Annotated in this window: 20 protein-coding genes; 11 read left to right on the top strand and 9 right to left on the bottom strand. The window is 75.5% G+C overall.

Annotation, left to right across the window (positions count from 1 at the left end):
• Positions 1-68: 68 nt before the first annotated feature.
• The gene (locus PV341_RS21695; protein ID WP_500358746.1) at positions 69-1,382 is read right to left on the bottom strand and encodes an FAD-binding oxidoreductase; all 1,314 of its coding nucleotides are present in this window, start codon (positions 1,380-1,382) and stop codon (positions 69-71) included.
• Between the two features lie 62 nt (positions 1,383-1,444).
• Here PV341_RS21695 and PV341_RS21690 point away from each other — a divergent pair, with 62 nt between their 5' ends.
• On the top strand, positions 1,445-2,437 hold the full coding sequence (locus tag PV341_RS21690; protein ID WP_500358745.1) for a helix-turn-helix transcriptional regulator: 993 nt from the start codon (positions 1,445-1,447) through the stop codon (positions 2,435-2,437).
• Positions 2,438-2,475: 38 nt separating this feature from the next.
• Here PV341_RS21690 and PV341_RS21685 read toward each other — a convergent pair whose 3' ends face one another.
• Positions 2,476-3,015, bottom strand: a complete 540-nt coding sequence (locus PV341_RS21685) for a hypothetical protein (protein ID WP_500358744.1) — start codon at positions 3,013-3,015, stop codon at positions 2,476-2,478.
• 113 nt (positions 3,016-3,128) lie between these two features.
• Here PV341_RS21685 and PV341_RS21680 point away from each other — a divergent pair, with 113 nt between their 5' ends.
• Positions 3,129-3,860 (top strand): DUF429 domain-containing protein, encoded by a 732-nt coding sequence (locus PV341_RS21680; RefSeq protein WP_500329450.1) that lies wholly within the window; start codon positions 3,129-3,131, stop codon positions 3,858-3,860.
• A gap of 231 nt (positions 3,861-4,091) precedes the next feature.
• On the opposite strand, the gene PV341_RS21675 is transcribed toward PV341_RS21680, so the two are convergent.
• Positions 4,092-4,520: an ATP-binding protein gene (locus PV341_RS21675; RefSeq protein ID WP_500329451.1), complete on the bottom strand. Its 429-nt coding sequence runs from the start codon at positions 4,518-4,520 to the stop codon at positions 4,092-4,094.
• Positions 4,520-5,422 carry an MEDS domain-containing protein gene (locus tag PV341_RS21670; RefSeq protein ID WP_500358742.1) on the bottom strand — a complete coding sequence of 301 codons (903 nt, stop codon included), beginning with the start codon at positions 5,420-5,422 and terminating at the stop codon, positions 4,520-4,522. Before PV341_RS21670 ends, PV341_RS21675 begins: the two co-directional genes overlap by 1 nt.
• Positions 5,423-6,283: 861 nt before the next feature.
• On the opposite strand from PV341_RS21670, the gene PV341_RS21665 reads away from it, so the two are divergent.
• From PV341_RS21665 to PV341_RS21655, 3 genes are read left to right on the top strand one after another with little or no spacing between them, the layout of a single operon-like run.
• Entirely contained in the window at positions 6,284-10,201 is a 3,918-nt protein-coding gene (locus PV341_RS21665) for a Pls/PosA family non-ribosomal peptide synthetase (protein WP_500358741.1), read from the top strand.
• Positions 10,198-11,562, top strand: coding sequence for a M1 family metallopeptidase (locus PV341_RS21660; protein ID WP_500358740.1), 1,365 nt, complete (start codon positions 10,198-10,200; stop codon positions 11,560-11,562). The genes PV341_RS21665 and PV341_RS21660 overlap by 4 nt, the downstream gene beginning before the upstream one ends.
• Positions 11,559-11,849 (top strand): glutaredoxin domain-containing protein, encoded by a 291-nt coding sequence (locus PV341_RS21655; protein ID WP_500329455.1) that lies wholly within the window; start codon positions 11,559-11,561, stop codon positions 11,847-11,849. The genes PV341_RS21660 and PV341_RS21655 overlap by 4 nt, the downstream gene beginning before the upstream one ends.
• Here PV341_RS21655 and PV341_RS21650 read toward each other — a convergent pair.
• The 3 genes from PV341_RS21650 to PV341_RS21640 all read right to left on the bottom strand — a co-directional run bounded on the left by PV341_RS21650 (position 11,828) and on the right by PV341_RS21640 (position 13,329).
• Positions 11,828-12,268: a protein-tyrosine phosphatase family protein gene (locus PV341_RS21650; RefSeq protein WP_500329457.1), complete on the bottom strand. Its 441-nt coding sequence runs from the start codon at positions 12,266-12,268 to the stop codon at positions 11,828-11,830. The two genes, PV341_RS21655 and PV341_RS21650, sit on opposite strands and share 22 nt — an antisense overlap.
• Positions 12,258-13,022, bottom strand: coding sequence for a hypothetical protein (locus tag PV341_RS21645; protein WP_500329458.1), 765 nt, complete (start codon positions 13,020-13,022; stop codon positions 12,258-12,260). The genes PV341_RS21650 and PV341_RS21645 overlap by 11 nt, the downstream gene beginning before the upstream one ends.
• A 79-nt stretch (positions 13,023-13,101) precedes the next feature.
• On the bottom strand, positions 13,102-13,329 hold the full coding sequence (locus PV341_RS21640; protein ID WP_499513299.1) for a hypothetical protein: 228 nt from the start codon (positions 13,327-13,329) through the stop codon (positions 13,102-13,104).
• Positions 13,330-14,190: 861 nt separating this feature from the next.
• On the opposite strand from PV341_RS21640, the gene PV341_RS21635 reads away from it, so the two are divergent.
• The 3 genes from PV341_RS21635 (at position 14,191) to PV341_RS21625 (ending at position 16,245) form a co-directional block, all read left to right on the top strand.
• On the top strand, positions 14,191-14,805 hold the full coding sequence (locus PV341_RS21635; RefSeq protein WP_500358739.1) for an AfsR/SARP family transcriptional regulator: 615 nt from the start codon (positions 14,191-14,193) through the stop codon (positions 14,803-14,805).
• Between the two features lie 142 nt (positions 14,806-14,947).
• Positions 14,948-15,391 (top strand): hypothetical protein, encoded by a 444-nt coding sequence (locus PV341_RS21630; RefSeq protein WP_500329548.1) that lies wholly within the window; start codon positions 14,948-14,950, stop codon positions 15,389-15,391.
• Complete coding sequence (locus PV341_RS21625; protein ID WP_500358747.1) at positions 15,388-16,245, top strand: DUF4332 domain-containing protein; 858 nt, start codon at positions 15,388-15,390, stop codon at positions 16,243-16,245. Before PV341_RS21630 ends, PV341_RS21625 begins: the two co-directional genes overlap by 4 nt.
• Positions 16,246-16,257: 12 nt before the next feature.
• Here the strand turns inward: PV341_RS21625 and PV341_RS21620 are convergent, their stop codons facing one another.
• Positions 16,258-16,566: a hypothetical protein gene (locus tag PV341_RS21620; protein WP_500329460.1), complete on the bottom strand. Its 309-nt coding sequence runs from the start codon at positions 16,564-16,566 to the stop codon at positions 16,258-16,260.
• Positions 16,567-16,992: 426 nt separating this feature from the next.
• On the opposite strand from PV341_RS21620, the gene PV341_RS21615 reads away from it, so the two are divergent.
• Positions 16,993-17,301: a hypothetical protein gene (locus tag PV341_RS21615; protein WP_500329461.1), complete on the top strand. Its 309-nt coding sequence runs from the start codon at positions 16,993-16,995 to the stop codon at positions 17,299-17,301.
• A gap of 32 nt (positions 17,302-17,333) precedes the next feature.
• Here PV341_RS21615 and PV341_RS21610 read toward each other — a convergent pair whose 3' ends face one another.
• Positions 17,334-17,912 (bottom strand): hypothetical protein, encoded by a 579-nt coding sequence (locus PV341_RS21610; RefSeq protein ID WP_499513305.1) that lies wholly within the window; start codon positions 17,910-17,912, stop codon positions 17,334-17,336.
• Positions 17,913-18,018: 106 nt separating this feature from the next.
• On the opposite strand from PV341_RS21610, the gene hemL reads away from it, so the two are divergent.
• Entirely contained in the window at positions 18,019-19,332 is a 1,314-nt protein-coding gene (hemL, locus tag PV341_RS21605; protein ID WP_500329462.1) for a glutamate-1-semialdehyde 2,1-aminomutase, read from the top strand.
• Positions 19,329-20,003 carry a histidine phosphatase family protein gene (locus PV341_RS21600; protein WP_500329463.1) on the top strand — a complete coding sequence of 225 codons (675 nt, stop codon included), beginning with the start codon at positions 19,329-19,331 and terminating at the stop codon, positions 20,001-20,003. The genes hemL and PV341_RS21600 overlap by 4 nt, the downstream gene beginning before the upstream one ends.
• Positions 20,004-20,148: the final 145 nt, after the last annotated feature.

Below are 20,148 nucleotides of genomic sequence, written 5' to 3'. Positions count from 1 at the left end.
GCCCCTCGTGGGTCTCCCCACCGCGGCAGCCGGGTCACGTACACGGCGTTCGGGTCGGGCCGGGCGGGCTAGCCTCCTGGCCGCACCCCGCGGTTGAAGCGGAAGAGGTCGGCGGGGTCGAGGGCCGCCTTCAGGCGGGCGAGGCGTTCGGCGTCCGGCGCCGGGTGGCCGGAACCGAACTGGGCGGGGGTGGCCCCCGCCCCGTCGCCGTAGACGAAGGTCAGGCAGCGCCCGGCCGTCCGGTCGGCCACCTCGGCCAGGACGCGGCGCTGCACCGCCCGGACCGGCTCCATCTCCGGCGCTGCCGCCGAGATCACCCGCAGCAGGAACCGCCCGTCGCGGTGGCCGGTCGCGCCCGGTACGGCGGGCGGCCGGGACAGGGCGCCCCCGAGGTGGCGCAGGTCGACGACGGTGCCGGCGGCCGCCGCCAGGACCCGGCGCAGGGCGGCCGCGTCGACGTCGCGCAGCACGGCGTTGTCGGCGGCGTAGGCGTGCGGCCGCGGTGGGTCGCGGTGGATGGCGCCCGACTCGGTGTACGGCACGGGCCGCAGGTCGTCGGTCGTACGCGGCCCGGTCGCGCGCAGCGGCGCCACCAGGCGTTCGCCCTCCGCCGCCGGGCCGTTGAAGGCGATCCGCACCGAGGCGAGGTGCCGTCCCCCGGGCCCGGCCGGGACCAGGGCCACCGAGGACGTCAGCTCCTCGGGCACCTCCCGGGTCCAGCGCAGGTACGCCTCCAGCACCTCCTCCGTCGCCCCGGCCGGGAAGACCAACTGCCCGCCGTACAGCGCCGGCACGGGCAGCAGCCCGATCTCCATCCCCGTGACCACGGCGAGGCCGTGGCCGGAGCCGCGCAGCGCCCACGAGAGTTCCGGCTCGCTCCGGGCGGTGACGTGCCGGGCCCGGCCGTCCGCCGTGACGACGTCGAAGGCCCGTACGTGGTCGCAGGCCCAGCCGTACTGGCGCGCCGTCAGGCCCAGTCCGCCGCCGAGGGTGTAGCCGACCGCGCCCACGTCCGGCGAGGAACCGCTCGGCGGCGCCAGCCCGAAGGGCGCGGCCGCCGCGACGACGTCCGACCAGCGGGCACCCGCCCCGACGTACGCGGTGCCCGCAACCGGATCCACCCGGACCGCGCGCATGCGGCGGGTGCTGATCAGCACACCCCGGTCGGCGGCCACGGACAGGCCGTGCCCGGTGGCCTGGACGGCGACCGGCAGCGCGCGGGCCGCCGCGTGGACCACCGCCGCGCGGACGTCCTCGGCGGTCCGGGCGGCGACGATCAGGTCGGGGCGGTGGAGATAGGCGGTCTGGAAACCGGAGCGCTCGGCGTCGTACCCCGCGTCGTCCGGGGTGATCAGGGTGTCCTCGTGCGTGTTCGTCCACATGGGGACGACGCTAGGAGCGCTTGAGGACACATCCTGTCCCCAGGCTGTGGAAATCTCGGCGCATGACGACGGACCGCCCGACGATGCCCGCCCGGATGCTGCGGCTGCTCTCGCTGCTGCAGAGCCGCCGCACATGGTCCGGCGCCGAGCTCGCCGGCCGTCTCGGCGTGACCGGCCGCACCGTGCGCCGGGACGTCGACCGGCTGCGCGAACTGGGCTACCCCGTGCACGGCACCACGGGCACGGCCGGTGGCTACCGGCTGGCCTCCGGCCGCGACCTGCCGCCCCTGCTGCTGGACGACGACGAGGCGGTGGCGATCGCCGTCGGACTGCGCACGGCCGCCGCGGGCGGTGGTGTGGCGGGCATCGAGGAGACGTCGGTGCGTGCCCTGGCCAAGCTGGAGCAGGTGCTGCCCGCGCGGCTGCGGGCCCGGGTCGCCGCCGTCGGCGCGGCCTCCGTCCGCGTCCCGGTCGGGCAGCCGCTTCCGGAGGCCGATCCGGACGCACTGGCCGTCCTCGCCGCCGCGTGCCGCGACCACGAGGTGGTGACCTTCGACTACCGCGGCCGCGCCGCCGCCGCCCCGGAGCGGCGCCGTGCCGAGCCGCACAGCCTCGCCACCGCGTACGGGCGCTGGTACGTCATCGCCTACGACACCGACCGCGCGGGCTGGCGGGTGTTCCGGCTGGACCGGCTCACCGGCCCCGCCCCCGTCCACCGCCGCTTCACCCCGCGGGACCTGCCCGGCGGCCCGGGTGCCGACCCCGCCGCGTACCTCGCCGCGACGCTGACCGCCGCCCCCTACCGCTTCACGGCCGCGGCCACGGTCGGCGCGCCGGCCGCCGAGGTGCTGGCCCGCCTCCCGGCGCCGCTGCCCGGGCGGGTGACGCCGCTGGACGAGGGCCGCTGCCGGGTGACCTTTGGCGCGGACTCGCCGGACCTGATCACGCACGACCTCGTGGCGCTGGCCGGGCTCCCCGTCGTCCTCGACGAGGACACCCCGGCCGCGCTCCGCGCCCATCTGCGGGACGTCGGGCGCGCGCTCGCGGCGATGTGAGCGGTTGCCGGGGGAGCGGTTGCCGGGGGAGCGGGGAGCTACCCGGCGGCGGTCGTGGGCTGCTCCACGACGTTGCGGCCACCGAGCGGCGCCATCCTGCCCGGGTGCTCGGGCTGCTGGCCCGGCATGAGCCCGGTGCCGGACGCCGGGGCGGAGGTGTGCGCGGAGGCGTGCGCGGAGGTGTGGGCCGAGGCGTGCGCGGAGGTGTGGGCCGAGGCGTGCGCGGGGGCCGCATGGGTGGGAGCCGCGTGGGCGCCCCCGGACTGCTGCGCGGCACCCGGCGCGATCGCCATCGGGGCGGCGGAGGAGGGCACCGCCGCGGTGACCGCACGGCTCGCCTCGGTCTTCGGGTGCTCGTCCTTGTCGGGCGCGTGGCTCACCCCGAAACGGGTCCGCAGATGGTGCCCGGCCGCCTCGTCGAGGCTCACCGGTCGCTGCAGCCGCACCGCCAGCCGGCTCGCCTCACGGCCCAGCGCCGCGAGGTCCTCCCACCGCAGGTGCACGACGAGCGGCAGTTCCGCCTCGCCGTCGGGGAGCGCTTGAAGGCCCTGGAAGGGGACGTTGCTCTGAGCGTTCATCGGCCGGTCCTCACCATTGGCTGCAGTGCGGTACGGCAGGGGATACGCACCCCGGCACCGGAACGTTCAGCCGCGCCCCGCCGCGCCCGCCGCGCGGCGGGGATGATGGGACCGTGCGCACCCTCGGGATCGACCTGGCCGCGAGCCCCCGGACGACCGCGGTCGCGGTTGTCACCTGGCCCGGTGACGGTACGGCCGTCGTCTCCCCGCCGCTGCTGGGGTGCGCCGACGACGTGCTGGCCGACCTGCTGTGCGGACTGGAGCCGGGGGAACGCGCCGGGGTGGACTGCCCCTTCGGCTGGCCGATCCCGTTCGTCGAGGCCGTCGCCGCGCACGCGGCGGGCACGCCGTGGCCCGGGCGGGGCACCGACGCCTCCGCGTACCGGGCGACCCTGCGCCACCGCCGCACCGACGTCCTGACCCACGAGGAACTCGGCGGCCGGTGGCCGCTGTCCGTCGCCTTCGACCGGCTGGGCGCCACCGCCGCCCGCTGGGCCCACCTCGCCGACGAACTCGCCGCCCGCGACCGCCCGGTGGCCCGTGACGGCTCCGGTCGGATCGCCGAGGTGTACCCGGCGGCGTCCCGCAGACGATGGGGCCTGGGCCCCGAGCGCTCGACGGCCGAACTCCGCGCGGCCGCCCCCTGGCTGCGGTGCGGCCCGGCCGAACGCGCCGCGTACGACGGCAGCGAGCACGCCTTCGACGCGCTGGTCGCCGCCCTCGCCGCACGGGCCGTCCAGCGCGGACTCACCCGCGGTCCCGCCGGCCCGGAGCAGATCCACGCGGCCGCCGTCGAGGGCTGGATCCACCTCCCCGGTGAGGGCACGCTCCCGGCCCTGCCGTGAGCGCGGATGCGGGTGCGGGCGGCAGGGTGGACGCGGCGACGTGACCGTGGTGGCCGGGGTGCGTGGGCATCCCGCGCCGGGGCCGGGCCCCCTGGAGGCCCCTTGGGTACGAGTCAACGGCGCCGCCACGACTCGTACTTGGGCAACGGCTTTGCGCCGCGGGCCGCCGGAGGCGTGCTCGGGTGCCGCGCGGCGTCCCGAGCCGCCTGGCCCCGCCCGGGCGCCGCCCGCTCAGTGGAGGCGGATCGCGAGGGTGACGACCGCGCCGACCGGGCCCGTGGCGATCGTGAGGTGGTCGGTGACCAGGCGGGCGAGCCACAGGCCGCGCCCGCAGCGGGAGTCGAGGCCGGGCAGCAGCTCGGGGATGACGGCGGCGCTGAAGCCGGGGCCGGCGTCGGTGATCCGGCACTGCACCTCGCCGTCGGTCCGGCGCAGCATCAGGCGGCCGCGGCCGCCGCCATGGGTGATCGCGTTGGAGGCCACCTCGTTCACCGCGAGGACGAACTCGCCGCGGCGTGCCGCAGGAAGTCCCGCCCAGATCGCGAACTCCTCGGCCAGTACCCGCAGTCGGGGCAGCTCGCCCTCCGTGAAGTCGCGTTCCAGCCAGCAGCCCCCGGCGGCCGGATCGCCGGCGGAGGGTTCGTGCAGCTCCTCCAGCATCAGCCGCTCACCTCGATCAGTGTCAGCCCCGGCAGGGACGTCGCGCCCAGCGTGCGCAGCAGCGTCAGGTGGAAGGCGGAGCAGCGGACCTCCACCCGCACCCCCCGCTCCCCGGCGGCGGCCACCAGCGTCAGGAGTTCCGTCGCGCAGCCGACGCCGAGGAAGTGCAGGTCGCGCAGGGCCAGGACGAGCCGCCCGCCCTCCACGGTCCGCCGCAGCGCGTCCTCGACCACGCCGTGGAACCGATCCCGCGTGCTGAGGTCGGCCTCGCCGAGCAGCCGCAGCAGGCCCTCGGTGCGCGCCGCGTACAGCGCGCCGAGCCGGGTCAGCAGGTTGCGCGGGTGGGCCTGCGCCATCGCGTCGAGCACGTCCCCGGTGAACCACCGGCGGTCGTAGGCGCAGATCTCCGCGTACGGCCGTCCGGTGAAGAGGTGGTCGGCGTGGGTCTCGCGGTGCACCATCGCGTCGATGGGCGCGCCCATGTCGCGCACCCAGTGCATGTCGATGTACGCGCGCAGGCCCGCGTACCCCTCGCGGACCGCGCGGTCCGTCTCCTCGGCGAGCCGGCCCTGCTGCCGTACCGCCGTGAACGCGAGGTCCGGACGGATCAGCTCGCGCATGCTGCTCAGCACGAGCTGCCCGCGCCGGTGCGCCGACTCCACCCGTGCGTCGGCGTCCCCGGGCCGCCCGGCGTCGTCGGCCGGACCCAGGTGGGCGAGCACCTCCCGGTCCGGCACGCCGGGGGCGGCGAAGACCATGACCCGCTCGCCGGCCGCCAGCCCGAGCCGTGCGAACGCGGCCAGGACGTCCCAGCGTGTGTGGTCGCCGTCATAACTGACGAACGCGTGGTCGCCGGGCCGCATCCGCTGCACCGGCACGACCCGCACATCCGCGGCAGGCATCGGTCCTCACCCCCTGGTTTCCGAGCTGCCGAGGGTAGGAGCGCGCACCGCGGGACCGCCAGGCGGGACCGACTCTGGCCGGGATCGCGCGGGGAGCGATCGCGGGCACGCCGGAGCTGCCCGGAAGCGCCCGTCCGTCAACGCGATGTGACGGACGGGCGATCAACGCACCGGCCGCCCGGACGCCGGCCCGGCCGTTCTGCGTGACGTCACCCGGATGCGCCGTGAAGCCGGTGTTCGCGTCCCTGCCGTGGTCCAGTAGGGAGCGGAGGTCCCGCCCCGCAGCAGGGAGCGGCGGCCCGTGCCAAGCTGGGGTCCGTCGGGTCTGTGGCGTGCGTCACACATGGTGGTCCCGCTTCCCGCCGGCCGGACAGCATCGGCCGGGGACGCCACGGGCGGCGTACGTGCCCCGGCCCGACCGCCGGGCGAGGGCCGGTGCACGGCATGGGGACCGTCGGATCGGCCGTGGGAAGGAGGTGGCGGCGACGCCCCGCCGGGCCCGGCACGACTGTGAGAGCGGCCACGTACGCCCCTTTCGGCGGGCTGTGGGGATTAAGCGCGGGTAAACTCCCTGTTCGCCATTTGTGACGCCGGGTGAGGGGCCCCAGGCCACGGGCCGTCCGGTCCGGACGGCCGCGGTACGGGGACGCCGGGCGTGCGCCAGTCGCGGGGACGGTCCCGCGCGCCGGGACACCGTGGTCCCCGGCCGGCCGGTCGAGGGGCACCGGCGCCGCAGTGGTCCTGAGTTCTTGGAGGGTTTGACATGCGTCTGTCTCTGGCCGTGAGCGACCGGAACAAGGTGCCCGGCGCGTCCGCGGCGGCGCCACCGACCCCCGGCTCGGCCGAGCCGGGGAGCACCGTATGACCCTCGTCGAATCGCCCATCCCGCTCCTCGAGGACCCCGCGCCCGCCGGTGTCGCCGGCACCTCCGGCGTCCTGTGCCCCGCACGGGCGGTCTTCCGGGCCGGCGACGCAGCCCCCGGGCGCACCCTGCTCGGGGTCCTGGCCGCCACCGCCCGGGCGCACCCCACCGCACCCGCCGTCGACGACGGCACCACGACGCTGAGCTACCGGGCCCTGGCCGCCGCGACCGAGCGCCTGCGCCGCCGCCTGGCGGAGGCCGGCATCGGCGCCGGCGACCGGGTGGGCGTACGGGTGCCCTCGGGCACCGCCGACCTGTACGTGGCGGTCCTCGCCGTGCTCTCCGCGGGCGCCGCCTATGTGCCGGTCGATGCCGAGGACCCCGAGGAACGCGCCCGGCTGGTCTTCTCCGAGGCGGAGGTGTGCGCCGTCATCGGCGAGCACCTCACGGTCACCCCGTGCGCCGAGCCCCGCGGCACCGTCGGCCGCCGTCCCGGGCCGGACGACGACGCGTGGATCATCTTCACCTCCGGTTCCACCGGCAAGCCCAAGGGCGTCGCCGTCACCCACCGTTCGGCCGCCGCGTTCGTGGACGCCGAGGCCCGGCTCTTCCTCGCCGAGGAGCCGCTGGGACCCGGCGACCGGGTGCTGGCCGGGCTCTCGGTGGCCTTCGACGCCTCCTGCGAGGAGATGTGGCTGGCGTGGCGGCACGGCGCCTGCCTGGTGCCCGCGCCGCGCTCCCTCGTCCGCACCGGGCTGGACCTCGGCCCCTGGCTCGTCGAGCAGGGGATCACGGTCGTCTCCACCGTGCCCACCCTGGCCGCGCTGTGGCCCGTCGAGGCGCTGGACGACGTCCGCCTGCTGATCTTCGGTGGCGAGGCCTGCCCGCCGGAACTGGCCGAACGGATGGCCGTCGAGGGGCGTGAGGTGTGGAACACCTACGGCCCCACCGAGGCCACCGTCGTCGCCTGCGCCGCCCAGCTCACCGGCGAGGGCCCGGTCCGCATCGGACTGCCCCTGGACGGCTGGGAGCTGGCCGTCGTGGATGCCCACGGCGAACCGCTGCCCATGGGCGCGACCGGCGAGCTGGTCATCGGCGGGGTCGGCCTCGCCCGCTACCTGGACCCCGCCAAGGACACCGAGAAGTACGCGCCGCTGCCCGCCCTCGGCTGGGACCGCGCCTACCGCAGCGGCGACCTGGTCCGCGCGGACGCGGAGGGCCTGGTCTTCGTCGGCCGCGCCGACGAGCAGGTCAAGCTCGGCGGGCGCCGCATCGAACTGGGCGAGATCGACGCCGCGCTGCAGGCGCTGCCCGCCGTCGCCGGCGCGGCCGCCGCCGTCCGCACCACCAAGGGCGGCAACCAGATCCTGGTCGGCTACGTCGCGGTGACCGGTGACTTCGACCAGGCCGACGCGCTCGCCCGGCTCCGCGAGGCGCTGCCGGCCGCCCTCGTCCCGCTGCTCGCCGTCGTGGACACCCTGCCCACCCGGACCTCGGGCAAGGTCGACCGGGACGCGCTGCCCTGGCCGCTGCCCGGGCTCGACGCGCCCGCCGCGGAACTGGGCGGCACCGAGGGCCTGCTCGCCGGCCTGTGGGGCGAGCTCCTCGGCGCGCCGGTGACCGGGCCGGACGCCGACTTCTTCGCGCTCGGCGGCGGCAGCCTGACCGCCGCCCGCCTCGTCTCGCAGCTGCGCACCCGCTACCCCGCGGCCGCGGTCGGCGACGTCTACCAGCACCCCACCCTCGGGGCGCTCGCCGCGCGCCTGGACGAGGCCGACGCCCGCCGGGCCGCCGCGCGCCCCGTACGGCCGGTGCCCAGGCGCGCCGCGGCGGTCCAGCTGGCGCTGATGCTCCCGCTGTTCGTCCTGGCCGGACTGCGCTGGGGCGTCGTGGCGGCCGCGATCGGCAACGCGCTGCGCCTCCTCGGCCCGTTCCCGTGGGTCCCGGCCGTCTCCTGGTGGTGGGTGCTGGCCGGCTGGGCGCTGCTCATCAGCCCCGCCGGACGGGTCGCCGTCTCCGCGGGCGGCGCCCGGCTGCTGCTGCGCGGGGTGCGCCCGGGCACCTACCCGCGCGGCGGGGCGGTGCACCTGCGTCTGTGGGCCGCCGAACGCCTCGCGCAGGTCAGCGGCGCCGGCAACCTCACCGGTGCCTGGCTGAGCCACTACGCCCGCGCGCTGGGCGCCAAGGTCGGCGACGGCGCCGACCTGCACTCCCCGCCGCCGGTCACCGGCATGCTCAAGCTCGGCAAGGGCAGCGCCGTGGAGCCCGAGGTCGACCTGTCCGGGCACTGGCTCGACCGCGACCTGCTGCACATCGGCAAGATCCGCGTCGGCGCGGGCGCCACGGTCGGCTCCCGCAGCACCCTGCTGCCCGGCGCCCGGATCGGCAAGCGCGCCGAGATCGCCCCCGGTTCCGCGGTCGTGGGCGCCGTCCGGGCCGGACAGCGCTGGGGCGGTGTGCCCGCCGTCCGCACCGGCAAGGCCCCGCACCGCAGCTCCGACTCCCGCCCGCCGCGACGGCTGCGCTGGTCGGCGGCGTACGAGGCGACCGCCTTCGCCCTGGACCTGCTGCCCGCGGTGTCGGCGCTGCCCGCCCTGCTGGTGCTGGCCCGGTTCCTGCGCGGCGCCGGCGCCGCGCCGCTGCCCGCCGCGGTCGCGGCCGTGCCCCTGGCCACGCTCGCCTGGCTGCTGACGTACGCGCTGCTGGTGCTGGCCGGGGTGCGGCTGCTGGGCGTCGGGCTGCGCGAGGGCCACCACCCCGTGCACGGCCGTGTCGCCTGGCAGGCGTGGACGACGGCCCGGCTCATGGACCGGGCCCGCGCGCACCTGTTCCCGCTCTACGCCAGCCTGCTGACGCCGGTGTGGCTGCGGGCGCTCGGCATGAAGGTCGGCCGCCACGTCGAGGCGTCCACCGTGCTGGCGCTGCCGACGATGACCACCGTCGGCGACGGGGCCTTCCTCGCCGACGACACCATGGTGGGCAGTTACGAGCTCGGCGGCGGCCTGATGCGCATCGCGGAGGCCCGGATCGGCAAGAAGGCCTTCCTCGGGAACTCCGGCATGACCGCCCCCGGCCGCTCGGTGCCGAAGAACGGCCTGGTCGGCGTGCTCTCGGCGACGCCCAAGGGGGCCAAGGCGGGCAGTTCCTACCTGGGCATGCCGCCGATGCGGCTGCCGCGCGTCCCCGAGACGGGCGACCGCAGCCGCACCTTCGCGCCGCCCCGGCGGCTCGTGCTGGCCCGCGCGGCCGTCGAGCTGTGCCGGGTCGTCCCCGTGATGTGCGCGGTCGCGCTGGTGGTGCTGGTGCTCGCCGGGTACGCGGCGGTGGCCGACCGGTACGGGGCGCCCGTGGCGCTCGCCGCCGGCGGTGCGCTGCTCGCGGGCGCCGGTGCGGTCGCCTGCGCGGTGGCCGTGGTGATGAAGTGGCTGCTGGTCGGACGGGTGCGGACGGGCGAACGGCCGCTGTGGAGCTCGTTCGTGTGGCGCAACGAACTGGCCGACACCTTCGTCGAGGTGCTGGCCGTGCCGTGGCTCGTCGGCGCGGTCGGCGGCACCCCGCTGATGAACCTGTGGCTGAGGTGCCTGGGGGCGCGGATCGGACGCGGCGTATGGTGCGAGACGTACTGGCTGCCGGAGGCGGACCTGGTCCGGGTCGGGGACGGCGCGACCGTCGGCCGCGGCTGCGTGGTACAGACACACTTGTTCCACGATCGGATCCTGCGGATGGACGAGGTCGTACTCGGGGAGGGCGCGAGCCTCGGCCCGCACGGCATCGTGCTGCCCGGGGCCACGGTCGGGGCCCGGAGCGCGATCGGTCCCGCCTCGCTCGTCATGCGGGGCGAGAGCGTGCCCGAGGGCACCCGCTGGCTCGGCAACCCGATCTCCGCCTGGCACACAGAGGGGGCCCGCACAGGGTGAGCAACGGCAAGCGCGTGCGTGGCGGGGCCGCCGTCCCCGCCACGCCCGGGGCGGAGGTGTCCGCGGACACCTACTTCCCCGAGCACGGCAACGGCGGCTACCGGGTCACCCACTACGACCTGGAACTGGAGTACCGCCCGGCGGCCAACCGCCTCTCGGGCCGGGCCCGGATCTCCGCGCTGGCGGACCGGGCCCTTTCCGCGTTCAGCCTCGACCTCGGAGCCTTCCGTCTGGACCGGGTCCTCGTCGACGGGCGCCCCGCCCGCTACACGCACCGCGCGGGGAAGCTCCGCATCAAGCCCGCGAAGGCGCTGCCCGAGGGCCCGTTCGCGGTCGAGGTCCGCTACGTCGGCAACCCGAGGCCCGTCCGCTCCCGCGACTGGGGGGAGCTGGGCTGGGAGCAGCTGGAGGACGGCGCGCTCGTCGCCAGCCAGCCGATCGGCGCGCCCTCCTGGTTCCCCTGCAACGACCACCTCGGCGACCGGGCGGGTTACCGGATCACGGTGACCGCGCCCTCGCCGTACACGGTCGTCGCCAACGGCAGCCTGGAGTCGTACCGGGTCGGCGCCTCCACGACGACCTGGGTGTACGACCAGCCGCGGCCGATGCCGCCGTACCTGGCGACCGTGCAGATCGGCCTGTACGAGCTCATCGACCACCTCGGCGGTGCCGTACCCCAGCCGGCCGCCGTCCCGCCGCGCCTGACCGCCGACTTCGACCACGACTTCGGGCGCCAGCCGCGGATGATGGAGGTGTTCAGCGAGCTCTTCGGGCCCTACCCCTTCGGCGAGTACGCGGTCGTCGTGACCGACGAGGAGCTGGAGGTCCCGGTCGAGGCGCACGGGCTGTCCGTCTTCGGCAGCAACCACCTGGACGGCCGCCGCGGCTCCGAACGCCTCGTCGCCCACGAGCTCGCCCACCAGTGGTTCGGCAACAGCCTCGCCCTCGCCGACTGGCGGCACATCTGGCTCAACGAGGGCTTCGCCGCGTACGCCGAATGGCTGTGGGCCGAGTCCTGCGGCGAGGCGCCCGCCGCCCGCAACGCGGCCCGCGCCCACGCCAGGCTCGCCGCCCAGCCCCAGGACCTGCGGCTGGCCCACCCCGGTGCCCGGAACATGTTCGATGACCGGGTGTACAAGCGCGGCGCCCTCACCCTGCACGCGCTGCGCACGGTCATGGGGGACCCGGCGTTCTTCCGGCTGCTGCGGGCCTGGGCCGCCGCCCACCGCCATGGCACCGTGACCACCGGGCAGTTCACCGCCCTGGCCCAGGAGCACACCGACCGGCCGCTGGAGGCGCTGGTCTTCCACCCGTGGCTGCACGGGACGCGGCTGCCACGCCTGCCGAGCGGGGGAGCATGAGTGGCGCGCACACGGACGGGGGCGGGATCGTCGTCCACCGGCGGCCGGGCTGCCCGTTCTGCAGGAAACTGCGGGCGCAACTGCTGTTCACGCGGTTGCGCCACACCACGGTCGACATCTGGCGCGATCCGGACGCCGCCGCCTTCGTGCGCTCCGTGGCGGACGGGAACGAGACCGTGCCGACCGTCACCGTGGCGGGGCGGCCCCTGGTCAACCCCTCGCTGCGGCAGCTCAAGGAGGCGGTCAGGGCGTACGCCCCGCACCTTCAGGCGAACCGCGACACGTAGCGGCGCTGCCAGGGCGTCTCCACCGCGCGCCGGGTGTAGTGCTCCCGGACGTAGGCGACGGCCTCACCGGACGGCACCCCGTCCAGCACCGCCAGGCACGCCAGGGCCGTCCCCGTACGGCCGAGCCCGCCACCGCAGGCGACCTCCACCCGCTCGTCCGCAGCACGCTGCCACGCCGCGCGCAGCGCCTGGGCGGCGTCCGCACGGTCCGCGGGCAGCCGGAAGTCCGGCCAGCGCACCCAGCGGCTCTCCCAGGCCACCGCCGGGGGTTCGTGGCCCAGCAGGTACAGCCCGAACACGGGGACGGGACCGGCCGGCAGCGGGTGCCGCAGCCCCCGTCCACGCACCAGCCGCCCCGACGGCAGCCGCAGTACCCCCGGGGCGCCCGGCTCCCAGCCGGCGGCGGGCTCAGCGCCCATGGCCGCCGCACGCCGCCGGGTAGAGCACGGCGCCGGCCAGCTCGCCGCCGTCCGCGGCGTCCGCCGCCAGGCCGGACAGGCGCAGGCACGCCTCAGCGGTGGCGTCCACGGGAGGGCACTCGACGCCCACGGCGCCGACCGCGGTCACCGAGCCGTCGTGGTGGAGTTCGCCGCCGGAGGACGGCGCGGGCAGCCCGCCCTGCAGGATGCCGAGGGCGACGATCTCGCCCGACGCGCCCGACGCGCCCGAGGCCTCACGGATGTCGAAGCGCCAATGGGCGTCGCTCGCTTTGAGGAGGTATTTCCCGGACCTCCCGCATTCCGCCAGGGAATCCCGGCGGGCGCGGACGAGTTCGGCTATCGCGCAGCACAACGGGGCGTCATGTCCGGCCGGCGTGCGGAAGCGGCTGAAATCGGCGAGCGGCGCGGACCGCATCGCGCCGTCGAGGAGGACGACCGCCGACTCCCGTGCGTGCGGATGGCCCTGCTCGGCGATGTCCAGCAGAAAGGGGGCCGCGACCACGGCGCCGGGGAGCACCTCGCCGGTGCGTCCGCGCAGCAGGGAACTGCTGGTCAGGGCCGCCACGGCGGAGGCGACCCCCTCGAGGTCGCGGGCCGCGGCCAGTGCCCTCAGCCCGGCCGCGGGGTCGGGCCGTTCGGCCCGCGCCCCGTCCCGGGCGTCGGCGGTCCGAGGGCGCGGCCGCGGCGTGGGAATGGCATTCCAATTGACGGCGTCGATCTCGGTGAGCAGCATCCGCACATGATTCCACCCGCTCCGGAATTTCGGGGTTCCGCATGCGGGACAAGCGTTCGAGCGGCTATGCTCCGCCGCCTCAAGCGGTATGACGCAGATACAGCGCGCCACAACTGTGGCAGAAGGGCTGCGCCGCCGGCGTTCCCCATACGTCCTCCGCCTGCACGGCCGCGGCGGGGGAGAGCTCCCGCCCGCACAGCCCCGTCGCGGCGCCGTCCTCCACCATGTGCCACGCCCTCAGCGGGCTTCCGTCGGCCGGGCCGCCGTCCTCGGTGTCGTACTCGGCGCGCATCTCGTACACGGGCATCGTGGTGCCTCCGGGTCGGTCATGCCCTTCTTGGTGCCGGTAGTCCAGTATGTCCGGGCTCCGCCCGCGCGGCGATCGCAGCCCCGCGCGGGGCGGGACGTACCGCAGCCGGCGGGCCCGGGGCTCGGCCCGTCGTACGACCGGCGCGGGCGGGAGGGCGTGCGCGGACCGGCGCGGCGGCGTCCCGGCGGCCCCGGCCGTCGCCGGCGTCACTGTGGGCCCCGCCGGGCCCGCCGGTGCCCCGGGCGCCGATTGACAGGCCGGGACCGGCGTCCGGAAGCGTCATGCCGAGCCACCGTCAGCCGCCCGCACCGCAGCCGCCACTGCCCGGAGTGCCGCCCGAGCGGCTGTGCGGGGAACTGCTCGGCGCGAGCGACGCCGCCGCGGACGCGGGGGACCTCGCGACCGCGGCGGTCCACGCACGTACCGCCGCGATGGTGGCGGCCTCGGCGGGGCTGCCGGCGCTGTTGCGCGCCGCGCAGTGGCAGCAGGGCCGGCTGGCGCTGCTCGCCGGTGACCGGGAGGCCGCGGACGGCTGGTTCCGGCAGGCCGGCCCTTCCGGCGCCGCCGCTCCCGCCGGCCCTTCCGCTCCCGCCGGCCCTTCCGCTCCCGCCGGCCCGGTCCCGTCCGGTGGCGACGCCGGCGGCGCCCGGCTGTGGGCCCGCTTCCGCCGCGGCCCGCGCGCACCGGAACAGCCACCGGACCGTCCCGCCGCGCCGCTGCTGGCGGTGGGCCTGCTCGGCTCGCTCAGCGTCAGCGTCGACGGTTGTTCCGGCCGAGGGCTGGCACGGCCACCGCACCCGTTCCCTGCTCGCCTTCCTGCTCACCCACCGAGACCCCTGGCCGCACCGGGAGACGCTCATGGACGCCTTCTGGCCGGACTCGGCCCCCGGGGCGGCGCGCAACAGCCTCGGCGTCGCGATGCACCAACTGCGCCAGACGCTGGGTACCGCGACCGGCGAACCCGTGGTCGTCTTCCGCTGCGGTGCCTACCGGCTGGGTCCCGGGCTCGGCCTCTGGCTGGACTGCGACGAGTTCGACCTGCTGCTGCGCACCGCCCGGGAGGCGGAGGACCGGGGCGACCGCACCGGCGCGGCCGAGGAGTACGAGCGGGCGCTCGCCCTCTACCGGGGCGAGTTCCTCGCCGAGTCGCCGTACGAGGAGTGGACCGTCCTGCACCGGGAGCGGCTGCGGCTGGCCCACCTCGACGCCCTCGCCCGGCTGAGCGAACTGCACTTCACCGCGGGCCGCTACGCCCCGTGCGCCGAACTCTGCCGCCGCCTGGTCGCGTTGGACCCGTGCCGGGAGACCGCGCACCGGCGGCTGATGCGCTGCCTGAGCCGGATCGGCCAACCGCATCTGGCCATCCTCCAGTTCCGGGCCTGCGTGCGGACGCTGCGCGAGGAACTCGGCGTGCCGCCGCAGCGCGAGACCGTCGAGCTCCACCAACGGCTGCGCGACGACCTGCCGGTGTGAGCGGCGCGCCCGCGCTTATCGCGTCGCGGCCGCCGGGTTAAGCGACGGCACGGCGGCCGGTTAAGCGCGGTGCGGAAGAACGGACGCCGAGCGCGGCAGCGACCCGCCGCCGCGCCGGCGCCCACCTCGCAGGGGAGAGAACATGCCCGCACAGCCCGACCTGAACAACCCCGTCCTCGGCATCGACACCCGCGACATCCTGGTGACGGACAACGACGCCGTCCCCTCCGGCCTGGTCCTCACCGCGTCCCTGCCGATCACCGTCAGCGTGACCTTCGAGGTCGGTGGCCTCACGCTGCCGTTGCTCCACGACACGCCCTTCAGGGTGACCTACGCCTTCGCCTCGCTCTCCGGCACCAGCGACGTCACGCGCTTGGTGGACGGGCGCCTGGTCACACGTCCGGCGCCCGCGAAGACGGTGTACAGCGGCGCCGACACCGACGTCGTCCTCCCGGCCGGAACGCTGCGGCCCGGGCTCTACCAGGTCTCGGCGATGGTCCAGTTCCCCGGTGCCCGGGGCATGGGCGCCTTCACCACGCTGCCGGTGATCGAGGTCGTCGAGGGGCCGCGAACGAGGACGAGCTGACCCGGATCGACGGCGTCGGTGCGACCACCGCGCGCCTGCTGGCCGCCGCCGGGATCCGTACGTACGCCGAGCTGTCGGCCGCGTCCACGGACGAGGTGATCGCCGCGGTGCGCGACCTGCGCGTGGTCTCCGCGGTCCGGGTCGAGCAGTGGCGCAAGGACGCCGCGGAGCTGGCCTCGGCGGTCCCGCCGCCGGGGCCGGCGCCGGAGGCGGAGCCGGCGGACGCCGGGTACGAGAGCTTCGTGCTGCGGGTGCGGCTGGACCGGGGGCGGATCCGGGCGACGGAGATCCGCAGGGTGCGCACCGGGGAGACCCGGCACTGGCCGGAGTGGGACGCCGGAGCGCTGCTCGCCTGCGTCCTGGGCCGCCCGGCCGGTCCAGGTCCAGGTCCCGGTCCCGGTACTGGTTCCGTTCCCGATCCCGTCCCCGGACCCGGACGGGCGACCGGGACCGGGGCCGGAACCGCGACCGGGGGCGACGGCGATCCCCGTGCCGGAGTCGCCCCGCCGGTCACGCTGCTGGCCGAGCCGCTGCTGGCGGTCGCGGGCGGCGCCGTACGGCCGGGGGTGCCGTTCACGCTGGACGTCACGCTGGCCCTGCCCCCGGCCAGCGGTCCCGGGGCGTGCTTCGCGTACTACGCGGCCGTCACCGCGAGCCCGGGCGGCGCGGGCCGTCGCGTGCTGGCGGACGACCGGGGCGTGCTGCGGGCCGGCGATCCGGTCGTACGGCTGTCGCTGCCCGGCCTGCCGCCGGGCACCCACCGTCTGGGGATCGCGGTGAGCCTGCGCGAACCCGGCGGGCACCGTCCCAGCGCGCTGGCGGCCACGGTGGACGGGCTCGTGCTCACCGTGTGACGTGCCACCGCGTCACGCGGCCGAGTCCGTGTCCTCGTCCCACTCGACACCGATCTCCCGCAGCCAGCGCCGGTCCTCCGGGCCCGGAGGACCGGGCAGCCCGGCCAACGGCTGCGGGGGGCCGGTGAGTTCGGTGCCGGTGAGCGACACCCCGCCCTTGCCGCCCGCGTGCGCGACGCTCTCGTCACCGCGTTCGAGGATTAGGGCTTCGTAGTGGGGCGGCCACCGCAGCAGGATCCGCCGCCGGCAGACCGGGCAGTACCACTCCTCGGCGCCGGAGCTCCTCGTCTCCGCCAGCCGCATCTCGTGGGTCTCGCTCATGCTCGTCTCCGTCCGCGCGAAGGGCACAGGGGAGGGCGGCGAACCGCCCCGCGTACCGGGTTGATGCCCGATCCGCCCCGATCAACCCCGGTTGTACGGGCGCCTCGTGTGACCGGCGGACGACGGGCCGTCACCGATTTCGTCACCCTTCGTGACCGGAGAAGTTCCCACCGCATGAATCGAGTCCGAAATTAGGGGATTTCACCCTATGTATTGACTGCGGGGAGTAATGGAACTTAAGGTTCATGTCAGGGGATGCTCCTATGAGCCGCATCCCGTCCGACATTTCACGTCTGTGATGGTGCGTCCGCACCTGAGACCCGGACGCACCCCCCGTCGCACCCGTGCCACGCGCACCGGCCGGTGCGACCCGCGCCCGGTCCCCCACGGCCGGCGCCTACGTTCCGCATCTCGAAGGGAACGACCATGCGCGTCACGAGCACGACCATCCGCCGGGTCGCCGCAGCGGCACTCGCGGCCCCGATCCTCGCCCTCGTCGGAGCCGGCGCGGCCGGCGCCGCGCCGCAACAGGCTGCCCCCGCCTCGCACCAGTCCGTCGTCACCCACGGGGACGGCTGCCGGGGCTACGGCGACTGGGGTTACGGATGGCGTTACGGCCATCACTTCGACGACGACTGTGGCTACGGCCACGGCTACGGCGGTTATGGAGGCTACGGAGGCTACGGCTACGGAGGTTACGGCTACGACAACGGCGTCGTCGTGGTGGTGCTGTAACCGTCAGTGAATCCGCACCCGCCCGGCGCCCGTCACGGCCACACCAGGCAGTAGAGCTGGTGCCCGCTCTCGTGACAGCGCTGGGCGAAGTCCTGCCACTCGTGCAGCATCGTGTAGATCACGAACGCGTCCCGCGGCCCGCGGCGGTCGGGGACGGTGGACCAGATGAAGGCGGCGGCGCCGAGGGCCTCCTCATCGGCCTTGCGCAACGGCTCGACGACGGAGTGGGGCAGCTTGACGACGGCGTAGTCGGGGTGGAGCACGACGAGTTCCAGCGGCGGGACCTTGGCCGGGGGTATGCCCTCGATGCCGGTCAGCACCATGGCGGCCATGGTCTCCGGCTTGACCTTGGTGTACATCCCCTGGCCCAGCTCGTCGCCGCCGAGTTCCTCGGGTCGCATCGAGATGGGGACCCGCGCGGCGGTTGCACCATCGGGTGCGCCGAAGTACTTGTAGGTCACCCCCACTCGGCCACCCCTGCTCCCGCTTTTCTCAACGGCCCTGTCGCGCTCTTTCGGCGGCCGGCGGCGCCGACCGGTGGGGCGGGCGTGCTCCGCGTCGGGGTCGTCCGCCCCGCCGCCCACGTCACCGCGTTCGCCACCGCGCTGCATTCCACTACCCGACCATCCGCAGACCCAACCACGCAACCCGATCATCGTCTCAGATGCACGGTCGATACCTCGTCGCGCAACGCCCGGCATTTGAGAGCATGTGCTTGTGAGCTATCCGTACGCCTACGAAGCGCCAGTTTCTCAGACCTTGTTCGATCGAGCAGCCGCCGTGACCCCTGGTGGGGTGAACAGCCCGGTACGTGCCTTTCGTGCCGTGGGCGGTACGCCCCGGTTCATGGTGTCCGGAACGGGTCCTTACCTGAAGGACGCGGATGGTCGCGAATACGTCGACCTCGTCTGCTCGTGGGGGCCGATGATCCTCGGCCACGCCCACCCCGAGGTGATCGCCGCCGTGCAGGCGGCGGTTGCGCGGGGTACGTCCTTCGGCACGCCCGGTGAGGGCGAGGTGGAACTGGCCGAGGAGATCGTGGCGCGTGTCGCGCCGGTGGAGCAGGTGCGGCTGGTCTCCTCCGGCACCGAGGCCACGATGTCGGCGATCCGGCTGGCACGCGGGTTCACGGGCCGGGCCAAGGTGATCAAGTTCGCGGGATGTTACCACGGTCATGTGGACGCCCTGCTGGCCGCCGCGGGTTCCGGGGTTGCCACTTTCGGGTTGCCCGACACCCCCGGGGTGACGGGCGCGCAGGCCGGGGACACGATCGTGCTCCCCTACAACGACCTGGGGGCCGTACGGGCCGCGTTCGCCGCCCACCCCGGTGAGATCGCCTGCGTGATCACCGAGGCGTCGCCCGGCAACATGGGCGTCGTGCCCCCGGCCGAGGGCTTCAACCAGGGCCTGGCGGACCTCTGCCGTGAGAACGGCGCGCTGTACGTCTCCGACGAGGTCATGACCGGCTTCCGTGTGTCGAGGTCCGGCTGGTACGGCATCGACGGCGTCCGTCCCGACCTGATGACCTTCGGCAAGGTGATGGGCGGCGGCTTCCCCGCCGCGGCCTTCGGCGGCCGTGCCGACGTGATGGCGCACCTCGCGCCCGCGGGCCCGGTCTACCAGGCGGGCACGCTTTCCGGTAACCCGGTGGCCACCGCCGCGGGCCTGGCCCAGCTGCGGTTGCTGGACGACGCGGTGTACGAGGTGGTGGACTCCGTCGCCGCCGAGGTGTCGGGCCTGGTGACCGCCGCGCTCTCCAAGGAGGGTGTGACGCACACCCTGCAGACCGCGGGCAACATGTTCTCGGTGTTCTTCACCGGTGACCGGGTGACGAACTACGACGAGGCCAGGCAGCAGGAGGCGTTCCGCTTCACGGCCTTCTTCCACGCGATGCTCGCCCAGGGCGTGTACCTGCCGCCCTCGGCCTTCGAGTCCTGGTTCGTGTCGTCGGCGCACGACGGCGCCGCCATCGAGCGGATCGCGGCCGCCCTGCCGGCCGCCGCCCGCGCCGCAGCGGAGGCCACCGCATGAGCGAGATCACAGTCGTCCACCTGATGCGGCACGGCGAGGTGGAGAACCCCACCGGCGTGCTCTACGGGCGCCTGCCCGGCTACCACCTGTCCGACCTGGGCCGGAAGATGGCCGACCGGGTCGCCGAGCACCTCGCGGGCCGTGACATCACCCACGTCGTCGCGTCCCCCCTGGAGCGCGCCCAGGAGACCGCGGCGCCGATCGGCGCCGTCCTCGGTCTGGACGTCGCGAGCGACGGGCGGCTGATCGAGGCGGACAACGTCTTCCAGGGCAAGACCTTCGGCGTCGGCGACGGCGCGCTCAAGCGCCCCGCCAACTGGAAGCACCTGGTCAACCCGTTCCGGCCGAGCTGGGGCGAGCCGTACGCGGACCAGGTCGTCCGCATGACGGCCGCGCTGGAGGCGGCCCGGGACGCGGCCCGCGGCCACGAGGCGGTGTGCGTCAGCCACCAGCTGCCGATCTGGATCGTGCGCAGCGCCGTGGAGCAGCGGCGCCTGTGGCACGACCCGCGCAAGCGGCAGTGCACCCTGGCGAGCCTGACGTCCTTCACGTTCGAGGACGACCGGATCGTCTCCGTCGGCTACACCGAGCCCGCCCGCGACCTGGTCCCGGCGCATCTGCTGGCCGGGGCGAAGCCGGTCAAGGGCGGCAGCAAGGGCTTCGGCGCCTGACGACCGCCTCCCGCCGGTTCCGGAGGGCACCGGTCACGCGGACCGGCGCCCTCCGGTACACCCCGTGACGGCCGCCGCCGCGTGGCCCGATACGGTGCCCCGCCCGGCGAATTCGTGCACCCCGCGAAGGAACCTGCCGTACACG

This window comes from Streptomyces sp. PA03-1a (genome assembly GCF_033792805.1).
Taxonomy (GTDB): Bacteria; Actinomycetota; Actinomycetes; order Streptomycetales; family Streptomycetaceae; genus Actinacidiphila.
The sequence above is the reverse complement of the archived record's forward strand: the minus strand, read 5'-3'. Positions and strand labels throughout refer to the sequence as shown.